At 67.8% G+C, this 13,107-nt stretch carries 11 protein-coding genes; 6 read left to right on the plus strand and 5 right to left on the minus strand.

The genetic code is table 11. The features are described 5' to 3' along the window. Positions 1-100: 100 nt before the first annotated feature. From livH to LIG30_RS11995, 4 genes are read left to right on the plus strand one after another with little or no spacing between them, the layout of a single operon-like run. Positions 101-1,027: a high-affinity branched-chain amino acid ABC transporter permease LivH gene (gene livH / locus LIG30_RS11980; protein ID WP_038712386.1), complete on the plus strand. Its 927-nt coding sequence runs from the start codon at positions 101-103 to the stop codon at positions 1,025-1,027. Between the two features lie 11 nt (positions 1,028-1,038). Then, positions 1,039-2,313, plus strand: a complete 1,275-nt coding sequence (locus LIG30_RS11985; RefSeq protein WP_038712388.1) for a high-affinity branched-chain amino acid ABC transporter permease LivM — start codon at positions 1,039-1,041, stop codon at positions 2,311-2,313. Beyond that, on the plus strand, positions 2,310-3,083 hold the full coding sequence (gene livG, locus LIG30_RS11990; RefSeq protein ID WP_038712391.1) for a high-affinity branched-chain amino acid ABC transporter ATP-binding protein LivG: 774 nt from the start codon (positions 2,310-2,312) through the stop codon (positions 3,081-3,083). The genes LIG30_RS11985 and livG overlap by 4 nt, the downstream gene beginning before the upstream one ends. Beyond that, on the plus strand, positions 3,083-3,784 hold the full coding sequence (locus tag LIG30_RS11995) for an ABC transporter ATP-binding protein (protein ID WP_038712392.1): 702 nt from the start codon (positions 3,083-3,085) through the stop codon (positions 3,782-3,784). The genes livG and LIG30_RS11995 overlap by 1 nt, the downstream gene beginning before the upstream one ends. A 165-nt stretch (positions 3,785-3,949) precedes the next feature. Here the strand turns inward: LIG30_RS11995 and LIG30_RS12000 are convergent, their stop codons facing one another. Beyond that, complete coding sequence (locus LIG30_RS12000; protein ID WP_038712394.1) at positions 3,950-4,249, minus strand: 2Fe-2S iron-sulfur cluster-binding protein; 300 nt, start codon at positions 4,247-4,249, stop codon at positions 3,950-3,952. Positions 4,250-4,457: 208 nt separating this feature from the next. Then, positions 4,458-6,386, minus strand: a complete 1,929-nt coding sequence (locus tag LIG30_RS12005; RefSeq protein ID WP_038712396.1) for a sigma-54-dependent Fis family transcriptional regulator — start codon at positions 6,384-6,386, stop codon at positions 4,458-4,460. Between the two features lie 157 nt (positions 6,387-6,543). On the opposite strand from LIG30_RS12005, the gene LIG30_RS12010 reads away from it, so the two are divergent. Together LIG30_RS12010 and LIG30_RS12015 are read left to right on the plus strand one after the other, a co-directional pair. After that, a complete protein-coding gene (locus LIG30_RS12010; RefSeq protein ID WP_038712397.1) occupies positions 6,544-6,822 on the plus strand; it encodes a DUF2964 domain-containing protein in 279 nt (92 codons plus the stop codon). Between the two features lie 251 nt (positions 6,823-7,073). Continuing rightward, positions 7,074-7,361: a DUF1488 domain-containing protein gene (locus tag LIG30_RS12015; protein WP_038712400.1), complete on the plus strand. Its 288-nt coding sequence runs from the start codon at positions 7,074-7,076 to the stop codon at positions 7,359-7,361. Positions 7,362-7,531: 170 nt separating this feature from the next. Here LIG30_RS12015 and LIG30_RS12020 read toward each other — a convergent pair whose 3' ends face one another. The 3 genes from LIG30_RS12020 to LIG30_RS12030 form a co-directional block, all read right to left on the minus strand. After that, positions 7,532-9,661, minus strand: coding sequence for a putative bifunctional diguanylate cyclase/phosphodiesterase (locus LIG30_RS12020; RefSeq protein ID WP_083494000.1), 2,130 nt, complete (start codon positions 9,659-9,661; stop codon positions 7,532-7,534). Between the two features lie 106 nt (positions 9,662-9,767). Next, the gene (locus LIG30_RS12025; protein WP_038712457.1) at positions 9,768-11,072 is read right to left on the minus strand and encodes an EAL and HDOD domain-containing protein; all 1,305 of its coding nucleotides are present in this window, start codon (positions 11,070-11,072) and stop codon (positions 9,768-9,770) included. Between the two features lie 860 nt (positions 11,073-11,932). After that, positions 11,933-12,901, minus strand: a complete 969-nt coding sequence (locus LIG30_RS12030) for a PDR/VanB family oxidoreductase (protein ID WP_038712401.1) — start codon at positions 12,899-12,901, stop codon at positions 11,933-11,935. Positions 12,902-13,107: the final 206 nt, after the last annotated feature.

Below are 13,107 nucleotides of genomic sequence, written 5' to 3' on the forward strand. Positions count from 1 at the left end.
CACGCGGCCGGGGCGGTTCGAGACACACCGTGCGTTGCGCGCGGCCGCGCCGTGATCCGGCGGCGGCGCGCGGCGCGGCGCAACCGGGAGCTTCCCGCACATGACTGACTTCTTTCCCCAATTCGCCCAGCAGCTGGTCAACGGCCTGACGCTGGGCGCGATCTATGCGTTGATCGCCATCGGCTATTCGATGGTCTACGGCATCATCGGCATGATCAACTTTGCCCACGGCGAGATCTACATGATCGGCGCGTACGTGGGCCTCGTGACCTTGACCGCGATCGGCGTGTCGGCGGGCTACCCGCTGCCGCTCGTGCTCGGCGCGGCGCTGATCGTCTCGGTGATCGTCACCGGGCTGTACGGCTTCGCGGTCGAGCGCGTCGCATACCGGCCGCTGCGCGGCGGGCCGCGCCTCGTGCCGCTGATCTCCGCGATCGGCATGTCGATCTTCCTGCAGAACTACGTGCAGATCGGCCAGGGCGCGCGCGACGTGTCCGTGCCGGTGCTGATCTCCGGCGCGTTCGACATCCACCTCGGCGGCGACTTCGACGTGACCGTGCCGTATGCGCGCCTGTTGATCGTCTGCGTGACGCTCGTGCTGATGATCGCGCTCACGCTGTTCATCTCGCATTCGCGAATGGGCCGCGCGTGCCGCGCGTGCGCCGAGGACATGAAGATGGCGAACCTGCTCGGCATCGACACGAACCGCGTGATCTCGTTCACGTTCGTGCTCGGCGCGATGCTCGCGGCCGTCGGCGGCGTGCTGATCGGGCTCACGATCGGCAAGCTCAATCCGTACATCGGCTTCGTCGCGGGCATCAAGGCGTTCACCGCGGCCGTGCTCGGCGGGATCGGCAGCATTCCGGGCGCGATGCTCGGCGGCGTGCTGCTCGGCCTCGCGGAAACCTTCGCGGCGGGCTACATGCCCGCCGAATACAAGGACGTGGTGGCGTTCGGCCTGCTCGTGCTGATCCTGCTCTTCCGCCCGACCGGCCTGCTCGGCAAGTCGGACATCGAAAAGGTCTGAGGGAGGCGCAGATGAGTCAAGTCATCACATCCGTTCGTCATCCGGCCGCGGGCGCGTCCTTCGGCCAGTCGCTGAAAAACGCCGTGACCGCCGCGCTGCTGACGGCGATCCTCACGATTCCCGTGCTCGGCCTGCAGCTCAAGCTCGACGGCTACCAGGTCGTGCTCGAGCCGCACTGGCGGCCGGTCTGGGTCGCGGTCGCGGCCGTGTTCCTGTTCCAGCTGTTCAAGCCGTGGCTCACGCGCGCGAAAGCCGCCGTGAAACTGCCTGCGATGCCAGAACTCGGCGCATCGCGGCAGCGCGCGATCGTCTGGGCGATGCTCGCGGCCGGCCTCGTGTGGCCGTTCTTCGGTTCGCGCGGCGCGGTCGATATCGCGACGCTCGCGCTGATCTACGTGATCCTCGGCCTCGGCCTGAACATCGTCGTCGGTTTCGCGGGCCTGCTCGACCTCGGCTATGTCGGCTTCTACGCGGTCGGCGGCTACACGTACGCGATGCTCAACCAGTATTTCGGGCTGACGTTCTGGGAATGCCTGCCGCTCGCCGCGCTCGCGTCGGCGACGTTCGGCTTCCTGCTCGGCTTTCCGGTGCTGCGGCTGCGCGGCGACTATCTCGCGATCGTCACGCTCGGCTTCGGCGAAATCATCCGCCTGCTCGCGAACAACCTGACGAGCCTCACCGGCGGCCCGGACGGCATTTCCGGCATTCCGAAGCCGACCGTGTTCGGCTTCGAGATGGCGCGCAGCGCGAGCGTCGAGGGCGCGAAGACCTTCCACGAGCTGATCGGCCTCGAATACAGCGGCGAGCACATGGTGATCTTCCTGTACCTGATCGCACTGCTGCTGGTCGGCTTCACGCTGTTCGTGACGAGCCGCCTGATCCGCATGCCGATGGGCCGCGCGTGGGAAGCGCTGCGCGACGACGAGATCGCATGCCGTTCGCTGGGGCTGAACCCGACCCGCATCAAGCTGTCGGCGTTCACGCTCGGCGCATCGTTCGCGGGCATCGGCGGCGCGTTCTTCGCGGCGCGCCAGGGCCTCGTCAATCCGGAGTCGTTCACCTTCATCGAGTCGGCGCTGATCCTCGCGATCGTCGTGCTCGGCGGGATGGGCTCGCAGCTCGGCGTGATCCTCGCCGCGATCCTGCTGACCGCGCTGCCCGAAGTCGCGCGCGGTTTCGCCGAGTACCGGATGCTGATCTTCGGTCTGGTGATGGTGTTGATGATGATGTGGCGTCCGCAGGGCCTGCTGCCCGCGAGCCGTCCCCACGTGGAGTTGCCGCAATGAGCGCGAATGCTGAACTGTTGAAGGTCGCCGGGCTGCAGATGCGCTTCGGCGGGCTGCTCGCCGTCGACGGCATCGATTTCGACGTGCGCCGCGACGAGGTGTTCGCGATCATCGGCCCGAACGGCGCGGGCAAGACCACGGTGTTCAACTGCGTCGGCGGCTTCTACCGGCCGACGTCGGGCGACGTCGTGCTCGACGGCCACCCGGTTGCCGGCCTCGCGAGTCACCAGATCGCCCGCAAGGGCCTCGTGCGGACGTTCCAGAACATCCGTCTGTTCAAGTCGCTGACGGTGGTCGAGAACCTGCTCGTCGCGCAGCACCGGCAGGTGAAGTCGGGCCTGCTGCACGGGCTGTTCGCGACGCCGGCGTACCGGCGCGCGGAGAAGGCCGCGCTCGAGCGCGCGGCGACGTGGCTCGAGCGGATGAACCTGACCGCGGTCGCCAACCGGCCGGCGGGCACGCTGTCGTACGGCCATCAGCGCCGCCTCGAGATCGCCCGCTGCATGATCACCGAGCCGCGCCTGTTGATGCTCGACGAGCCCGCGGCCGGCCTCAACCCGCAGGAGAAGGTGGAGCTGCAGCACCTGATCGACAGGCTGCGCCGCGAGTTCGGCGTCGCGGTGCTGCTGATCGAGCACGACATGAGCCTCGTGATGGGCGTGTCGGACCGCATTCTCGTGATGGAGCACGGCCGGCCGATCGTGATCGGCACGCCGGACGCGGTGCGTAACGACCCGCGCGTGATCAAGGCGTATCTGGGGGAAGAGTGATGCTGAAGCTGGAACAGGTCCACACGCATTACGGCGCCGTCGAGGCGCTGTCGGGCGTGTCGATCGAGGTGAACAAGGGCGAGATCGTCACGCTGATCGGCAGCAACGGCGCCGGCAAGACGACGCTGATGATGACCGTGTGCGGCACGCCGCGCGCGTCGAAGGGCCGCGTGCTGTTCGAGGGCCGGGACATCACTGCGATGCCGACCCACGACATCATGCGCCAGGGGCTCGCGATCTCGCCGGAAGGGCGGCGCGTGTTCCCGAGCCTGACGGTGCTCGAGAACCTGAAGATGGGTGGCTTCTTCGCGAGCCGCGACGAGATCGACGCGGGCGTCGAGCACGTGTACCGGCTGTTTCCGCGTCTGAAGGAGCGGTCGGGCCAGCGCGCCGGGACGATGTCCGGCGGCGAGCAGCAGATGCTCGCGATCGGCCGCGCGCTGATGAGCAAGCCGCGCCTGCTGCTGCTCGACGAGCCGACGCTCGGCCTCGCGCCGCTCGTGATCGCGCAGATCTTCGACATCATCCGCACGATTCGCGACGAAGGCGTCACTGTGTTCCTCGTCGAGCAGAACGCGAACAAGGCGCTGCAGGTCGCCGATCGCGGCTACGTGCTCGAGACCGGCCGGGTGGTGCTCGCCGATACGGGCGCGAACCTGCTGGCGAACGACCAGATCAAGCGCGCGTATCTGGGCGGTTGACGGTGTGCGCCGCCTGCCCGGCGACGGGCGGGCGGCGTGATCTCGCGGCGGAGGCTTTCCGCTGCCGAGGCCGACGCGGTCTGCCGGAACGGCCGGCACACGCAGCACACGCAGCACACGCGTCGGCGGGCATTGTGCACCGCACCGCTTGCGGCGGCTCGCCGGTCAGCACATCTGCGCGTCCGGCACGTCGAGAACGAGATCCGACGTGGCCACCGCCACGCACGGCAGCGTATAGCCGTCCGCCTTCTCCTCGCGGCTCAGTCCCGGCCATTCGATCGTGTAGCGCACCGTTCCGCTGACGATCCGGCACAAACACGTCCGGCACGTTCCGTTCCGGCACGATCTCGGCAGCGACACTCCCGCGAACCCTGCCGCTTCCAGCACTGTCAGCGATTCGGGCGCGTCGAAGCACGCGCCGAGCGGTTCCACGCGCACGAGATGGGAAGGGTCGGGTTCGGTCATGGGCGGCACGCGTCGGACATCCGGTCGGCAAACCGCCAAGGATACCCGACGCCGCGCGGCCGCGCCGCGCCGACGGGCAGCCGGCAATGCACGTTCCCCCGTCTTTGAAAATTCCTTCGCGGGGCCGGCAACGCTCGTTCCCCTGTCTTTGAAAAATTCTTTCGTGGGGCCGGCCGTCAGAAGTGTCCGTTATCAGCGTGACCAGACCCTAGCCGCGCCGCAGATGCCGGTACACCGTATTGCGGGCCAGCCCCAGCTCGCGGGCGGTCGCGGACACGTTGCCGTCGTGCCGCGCGAGCGCCGCGTCGATCAGCGCGGCCTGGTGGTCCTGCAGCGTGGTCGAGGCCGGTGCGGCCGGGGCGTTCGCTGGCCGGTCCAGCGCGGCGGCCGCGGGCCGGTCCGTCGCGGCGGCGGGCATCGTGTCGCAATCGAGCCAGAAATCGTCGGGCAGGTGCGCGAGCGCGAGCTCCGCTTCGTCCTCGGCCAGCATGCCGGCCGTGCGCAGCACGTTCGTCAGCTGGCGCAGGTTGCCCGGCCAGCGGCAGCGCGCGAACGCGGCGAGCACGTCGGGCGACACCCGCTGCGGCATCGGCTCGCTGCGGCCCAGGCGCGCGAGGACGCGCGCGACGAGCACCGGCAGATCCGTGCGCGCCGCGAGCGGCGGCAGCGTGACCGCCAGCCCGTTGATCCGGTAGAACAGATCCTCGCGGAACGTGCCCGCGGCGATCATCGCGCGCAGGTCGCGGTGCGTCGCGCACACCACCCGCACGTCGACCGGCACCGCGCGGCCGCCGCCGAGCGGCATGACCGCGCGCTCCTGCAACACCCGCATCAGCCGTACCTGTTGCGCGAGCGGCATGTCGCCGATTTCGTCGAGGAACAGCGTGCCGCCGTCCGCCTGCGTGATCTTGCCGGGGCTGCCGCGCTTGCGCGCGCCGGTGAATGCGCCGTCTTCGTAGCCGAACAGCTCGGCCTCGATCAGCGAATCGGGCAGCGCCGCGCAATTGACCGCGACGAACGGGCCGTCCGCGCGCGGCGACGCGTGGTGCAGCGCGCGCGCGAGCCATTCCTTGCCGGTGCCCGTCTGGCCGAGGATCAGCACCGGCAGGTCGCGGCCGCGGACCTTGCCGACCCGCTCGAGCACGGCCGCCATCCGGGTGTCGCCGGTGTCAAGCGTCGCGAACGTGATCGCGTCGGTATCGAGCGTGCCGGCACGCTGCACGGCCGGCGCGCGCGGCGAGACGCCAATCGTCGCTTTCTGCGCGGCGGCGAATTCGCAACGTGCCAGCACGCGCACGCCGCTCGGCAGCGTCAACGTGAAAGCGCCGCCCGCCGCGCTGGCCGCGTGTTGCGCGAGCGCGCCGAAGCGCATGCCGAACAGCGTGTCGCAGCCCTGGTGCTGCAGCGCGTCGAACGGCGCGCCGAGCTGGAACTGCGCGCTGCGGTTCGCGGCGATCAGGCCACCGTCCGGGCCGAACGCGACGAGGCCGGCGAACAGCGAATCGACGCATTCCTCGTGCGCGTGAAAGCGCACCCGCAGCGCTTCCTCGCACTGGTTCGCGAACAGGTGGTTCTCGATCAGCTGCGCGGACATTCGCACCAGCGCGAGCGTATGCGGGCTGAAGCCGCGCGGGTCGCCGCTGACGTCGAGCGCGCCGAGGGTGCGGCCGAACGGATCGACGATCGGCGCGCACGAGCAGGCGAGGATCCGGTTCGCCTGCAGGAAATGTTCGTCGCCGTGCACGGCGAGCGCCTGTCCCGACACGAGCGCGGTGCCGATCGCATTGGTGCCGCGCGTGCCCTCGGCCCACGACACGCCGGCGCACAGCGCGACGCGATTGGCTTTCTCGATGAATTCGGCGTCGCCGATGCTGTGCAGGATCACGCCGTCCGGGTCGGTCAGCAGCACGAGGCTTTGGGTGTCGGCGATCTGCGCGTGCAGCGTTTCCATCACCGGGCGCGCATGCGTGTACAGCGACTGGTTGCCGTTGATCAGTTCGTGCAGTGCAACGCGCGACAGCGGCGAGAAGTCGGGCATCTCGCCGGCGCGCAGGCCGAACGCGGCCGAACGGGCGTGCGCCTGCGCGAGCAGGTCGACGCGGCCCGCGGCGGCGGGTAGCACGGAAGAGTGTGGCATGACGTGTCTCCAGGGAGCCGGCGGCAGGGTGCGTTCCCCGCTCGGAATGCGTGGCGGACCAAAGCGCCGGCCACGCCGGCACGCCCCATGATACAAGCGTGGCGCCGGTTGTGCGACCGCAAACGCAATTCCGCTTGCTTTCAGGCGTGTGCCTGCAATGATGAAAGTGGAGCACGTGCGCGCCGTGTTCCGCATCGCAACATGCATGCGCCGCGACATGCATCCGTTCGGGAGACGCATCATGGTACGGACGGAACTGAGGGTAGTGCTGGCGGCGATCGCCACGTTTGTCATGCTCGGCGGAATCGCGGTGTCGATCCACGGCCTGCTGTTCGATCTCGACGACGCGGTGCGCTACGGCGCGGCGGCGATCGCGCTGGGCATCACCACCTGCGCGGTGTCGCTGAACGTGTGGCCGAAAGATCCCCATCCGTGATGCCGCCCGGCGCGAGCGAAACGCGCCGCGCTCGCCCGGCCAGGGCAACGGAAAACGGGGCGTGAGCCGCGTGTCTCCGTAAATTTTGCCTCCTGCGCGAAACCGTCTAAAGTGAATGCAACCGGCACGCATTGTCCGCCCGGCACTCGGCGCCCGATGCATCTGCCGGCCCGCCCGCGCGCATCGCCCGGCAGGTCACGGCCGACGCGCGCGGCCCTTTGTCGTTTTACCTGACGGTCAAGGCAGCTCCCATGCAGATCAATTTCCCGAATGAAGCTCCCGAGTATTCGGGGCGCGAACTGACGCTCGCGTTTCCGGCGTTGGTCGATGGCGAGCGGGTCCAATGCCACATCACCGCGGAGGCCCTCGAAGATCACTTCGGCGCGGCATCCCCTCGCTTCGAGGACATGGTCGGCGCGTTCGACATGCACCGGTCGCGCATCGAGGCCGCCACCCGGCGCCTGTTGTCGGAAACCCGCGCGCAGTGCGTGGTGCTGCGCAGCGGCTACGTGCGCTTCTACGAGGCGAACTGGCGATAGCCGGCCAGCCGGGCCACGGTCACGCGGGCGCTGTCATCGCGGATGGCGCCCGTTTCTTGTCGGCGGGGACGCGCGATGCACGGCGGGCGCGCGCGAAAGCCTGCCGCTGATTCCGCCACCTGCGGCGGGCGCAAGCCCGTGACGCGCGTGGGCCGTCCGTTACACCGCTGTCATTCCGCGCTGTCCGCCGAGACGAGCACGGCCGGCTCGTTCGCCGGGGCGGGCGGCGGCGGGGCACCGAAATGCGACACCGTGTCGAGGAACCGCTCCGCGGGTGCCGGATGGCCGAGCAGATAGCCTTGCAGTGAATCGCATCCCAGGTCGGTGAGCGTGGCCTGCTGATCCGCCGTTTCCACGCCTTCCGCGACGATGCTGAAATCCAGCGTCTGCCCGAGCGCGATGATCGACGACACGATCGCCACGTCTTCCGCGTCGCTCGCGAGACCGCGGACGAAGCCCCGGTCGATCTTGAGCTCGTCGGCCGGCAGCCGCTTCAGGTAGAGCAGGCTCGAATAGCCGGTGCCGAAGTCGTCGATCGCGATGTGCACGCCGATCTGCCGCAGCTTCTGCAGCACGAGCAGGCTGGCTTCCACGTCGCGCATCGCGGTCGATTCGGTGATTTCGAGCGTCAGGCAGCGCGGCGCGAGGTGATGGCGCGTCAGCGCGCCCTGCACGGTGTCGACCAGCTCGGCGTGCGCGAACTGCACCGCCGACAGGTTGACCGCGATCGACCACGAATCGTGTCCCGCGTCGTGCCATTCCCGCAATTGCCGGCACGCCTCGTCGAGCACCCAGGCGCCGATCGGAATGATCTGGCCGTTCTTTTCCGCCAACGGGATGAACTGATCCGGCGGAATGAGCCCCCGGGCCGGATGATTCCAGCGCAACAGCGCTTCGGCGCCGGTCACCGGCCCGCTTGGCGCGATGACCTTCGGCTGGTAATGCAGCACCAGTTGGCGGCGCTCGATCGCGTGGCGCAGGTCCTGCATCAGTTGCAGGTGCGCGCGGACGTTCGCATTCATCGATTCCTCGAAGAAGCAGGCCGCGTTGCGTCCGGTCGATTTCGCGTGATACATCGCCGCATCCGCATTCGACAGCAATTCCTCCGGCGTCTTGCCGTCATTCGGATAGACGGCGATGCCGACGCTGGTCGACACGCGCAGTTCCATGCCGTCGATCGTGTACGGCGCGCGGATCGCGTTCACCAGCGTGTCGCTCAGCGCGGCGGCGTCGGCTGCCTCGCCGATTTCCGCGACGACGGCGAACTCGTCGCCGCCGACGCGCGCGAGCGTGTCTTGCGGGCGCACCGCCGCGAGCGTGCGCTTCGCGACGTCGATCAGCAGCTTGTCGCCGGTGCAATGGCCGTATGCGTCGTTGACCGCCTTGAAGCCGTCGAGATCCATGAACATCAGCGCGAAGCCGACGCCGGTGCGATCGGTGCGCTCGATCGCCTGATCGAGCCGGTCGCCGAGCAGCATCCGGTTGGGCAGCCGCGTCAGGCTGTCGTGCAGCGCGAGGTAGGTCAGTTCCTGGTTCGCCTCGGCGAGCGACGCGGTGAGCCGGGCGGTATGCGACACATGGCGCAGGTCGAGCACCGACAGCAGGATCGTGGCCGTGAGTATCGACACGGCGCCGATGATCACGACGGGCGCGAGCCATGCGCTCGTCACGCCGGTGCCGACCGCGCCGCAGACGCTGCCGAGCGGAAAATCCGCTGCCGCCATGCCCGTGTAGTGCATGCAGGCGATCGCGAAGCCCATCAGCACCGCGGCTCCGGCGCGGAGCGCCGTCGCCGATGCCACGCGGCGGCGCAGGCGGGACACGAGCCACAACGCGGCGCCCGACGCGCCCACCGCGATCGCGATCGACAGCGCGAAGACGGCCGGTTCGTAGCGGATGCCCGGCTGCATCCGCAGCGCGCCCATGCCGATGTAGTGCATTGCCGCGACGCCGCATCCCATCACGAGTGAGCCGACCGCGAGACGCCGCGCCTGCAGTGTTTCCCGCGACACCAGCCATAGCGCGTAGGCCGACGATGCGATCGCGACGACGAGCGATGCCGCCGTGATGGCCGGGTCGTAGCCGAGCGGGATCGGCAGGTGGAACGCGAGCATGCCGATGAAGTGCATCGACCAGATGCCGGCGCCCATCGCGAGGCTGCCGCCCGCGAGCCACCAGCGGGCGGTGCGCGCGCTGGCCATCGAGATGCGTCCCGCCATGTCCAGCGCCGTATAGGACGCCAGGATCGCGACGATGATCGAGAACAGCACCAGCAAGGGGTCGTAGTTGCCGACGTACATAAGGTTCTTTATTTCCACGAAGGCCACGCCGGACCGGCGTTGCGGGCGCGCGTGCCCGACGTGCCGGCCCGCCGCCGGAAACCGCGGCGGGCCGGTTGCGAGCGGGTTACAGGCTGTTTTCGGCGACCCATTGCGCGGCGCGGATCGCGAGATCGGAGCTCGCGCTCCGGTTCAGGCCCGGCCAGCCGTTCGCGCACGCGTCGATCGCGTCCTCGTCGAGCGATTCGATCGCTTCGGCGTAGCAGAGCAGGCGGCCGAGCTCGCCTTCGCGGTGGGCCACGGCGCCGCGAATCTCGTCGCTGACTTCAAGCTCGTGCAGCAGTTGCGCGAGATCGATGCCCAGCGCGGCGTCGGCCAGCGACAGGATGCCGACCAGGTACGCGCGGGATGCGAGATCCTCCGACGCGTGCCGGGGCGAGGCGATCCGGCAGGCCGCGAGCTCCATGAACCGCGCGCGCATGCCGACCATCTGGATCAGCGGATTCGCGTGCATCGGCAGGTGGCTGCCGTGCGCGTAGATCAGCAGCTGCGCCCAGCGCTTCAGGCGCACCGTCCCGACGCGCTGGATCGCTTCGCGCAGCGAATGCACCGGTATGTGGGTGCGGTAGCAGGACGCGGAGTTGGTGAGCTGGAGCGCGCGGATCAGGATGTCGGGCGTGGCCTTCAGCGCGTCGTCGAGCTCGTCGAGATTCGCGTCGCGGTTGAGGACGTTGATCAGGCGTATCAGCGCGCTGGCGGAGCCGGGCCGCTGGCGGGCCGACAGCACTTCCGGCCGCGCGAAGAAATACCCCTGGAACAGCGCGCAACCGAGCTGCTTCGCGCGCTCGAAGTCGTCGGCGCTCTCGACCTTCTCGGCGAGCACGGTCGCGCCTGCGCGCAGGTAGCTGTCGATCAGCGCCGGCAGATCGTCGGGCGGCGTCGACATGAAGTCGATCTTCACGATGTCGACGATGCCGCGCACCGCATCGGGCACGATCCGGCCGGTCGTCACGTCGTCGAGCGCGAGGCGGTAGCCGGCCGCTTTCAGCGCGCGGCATCGCGCGATCGTCGCGTCGTTGAAGACGACGTCCTCGAGGATCTCGAGCACGAAATGCTGGGCCGGGAGCGCCTCGATCGCCTCGCTCATCAGCATCCCCTTGCCGACGTTGACGAAGCCCGACTTGTTGCCGAGCACGCCGCGCATCCCGAGGCCGCAGATCGTGTTCACGATGACCTGGGCCGTCGCCCGGTCGGCGTCGGCGAAGGTCGCGTGATTGCCTTCGCGATGCTGCCGGAACAGCAGCTCGTATCCCGACAGCGCGCCGGCGCGATCGATGATCGGTTGCCTGCCGAGGTAGATGCTGGTCAGAAAGGAGGCGTCCCCGTGCTCGGAACGGGTGCCGAAATCCGCGTCGTTGTCAACAGAACTCATCGCCAATGTCTGGTTCGTTGCGTCGGCCATCGTAGAGCGCGAGACACGCTGATGCGTGCCGTCGACGCTCATGCAGGACAGGGCGACCGCAAATGATCGAGCGCGCACCTCGCGTGCCGGCCGCGCGGCCTGGCGCCGCGCCGAGCCCGCGACCGTGCGTCGCGTGGCTGCAGTGCGTGCCCGCCAGGCTGGCTGGCAGGGTGGCGCCGGGTTCGTCTACCGTCATGAGAGGCGCTCGAACAGGAAAGTCGTTGCATATTCTTGAGCCGAACACGAACCGGTAGCGAAACGTGTCAAGCGCGAGTCTTGATGAAGCTCATCTAGTGGAGAAATTCTACAGGAGGAGAAATGGCCTGTGCTGATCCGCCATTCTGCGCAAACGTTTTCGTCGAAAATGACGAGGCGGCGGGCGAACTTTCTTTTTGCGCGGGTGGGGGGGCGTGGCGCGCGGTGTGCCGATGCGAGCAACGCGCGGATGGAAGTCGGCGGCTTTTCCGACAGGTCATCGAGCAGCTTGTTGATCCCGGCTTTCAGGGGCTCTTCACGAGGTCACAGTACTGATCACGTGAACGGCACACCGGCCTGTGGAGCACCCCGGCAAGGAAGTGGCTTTCTTGCAGCGAAAGTTGCTGGCCGCGTGACTCGCCGCCGCGGGCGCGGTTTTTCTGCCTATGCGTTGAAGCTGGCCGTGCTGTGGCGCGCAGTCGATACGGGCTGCACCGGGACGAGACCGACGAGGACATCTCCGTCGAGGGGCTGCTCGCCGGTCGCGGCCAGCGCTACCGGCGAGTTTCTCCCGCCGGGCTTTCACACGCAAGTGTCGCCGATGCTCGACGGGATCGCAATCCGCCCCGCGATACTCAAAGATCGAGAACCAGCTCCGCGGATTTCGCACGCGACACGCAGACCATGATCTGCGTTTCTTTCTCGTCGTCGCGCAGCACGAGATCCCGATGATCCGCCTCCCCTGAGCACAACCCTGTCTTGCACGAGCCGCAGGTGCCGCTTTCGCACGAACTCGGCACGCGCACGTTCGCGTCGCGCAGCACCTCGAGGATCGAGCGATTGGCGGGAATGTCGAACGACGTGCCGCTGCGCGCAAGCCGCACAGTGAACGGCGTGTTTTCGTGCGTCTTCGCATGGCTTGCACCGAAGCTCTCGAAGTGAACCGTGCCCGACGGCCAGTGGCCGGTCATGTCCCGCACGGTGTCCATCAGCGCCTGCGGGCCGCAGCAGTACACGTGTTGCGCCGACTTCGACCTCTCGAATACGGGCCAGAAGTCGAATGCTTTCGACGGATCGCCGTAATCGTGATGAATCTTCACGTCCGAACGCCATTCGTCGCCGGTCAGTTCATCGAAGAATGCGGTGCCTTCCGGATCGCGGGCGAGGTAGTACAGCTTGAACGAGCGCAGGCCTTCCGCCCGCAACTGCTGCGCCATCGACAGCATTGGCGTGATACCGATACCGCCCGCGACGAGGATGAATGAGTTTGCGCGCGCATCGAGGGGAAACTCGTTGCGGGGCAAAGAGACGTCCACGGCGTCGCCCTCGGCCGTATCGTCGATGAAGCTCATCGAGCCACCGCGTCCGTTGCTGTCACGCTTCACCGCGATGACGTAGCGGTTGCGCTCCTGCGAGTCATTGCACAGCGAATAACTGCGTCGCGAGCCGTTGGGCACGACGACGGTCAAGTTCGCACCGGCCTCGAACGGCGGCAACGGCGCGCCTTGCGGGGCGGTCAGTTCAAAGCGCCAGATGTCACGGGCGACTTTCTCCTTGCCCGCAATCTTCAGACGAAGAAAACCGTCTTCCTGGGGGGTAGTCATGCCTATCTCCTTCTGACCGGTCCGGTCTTGTGTTGCGTCAACATGGACCGCATGTTATTACTAGATCTCTAGTTATGCAAGTCAAGAAAAGCCATTCTTCTCGATCTTGCTCTCGGTATAAACCCGTTCTTGCCAGCGACAAAATGCCGCCTTACCTTAAGATTAGAGCTCTAATCATGCAGCGAGAGCCTCCCTGTTCCAGCCGG

Source organism: Burkholderia sp. lig30 (assembly GCF_000687455.2).
Classification (GTDB): domain Bacteria; phylum Pseudomonadota; class Gammaproteobacteria; order Burkholderiales; family Burkholderiaceae; genus Burkholderia.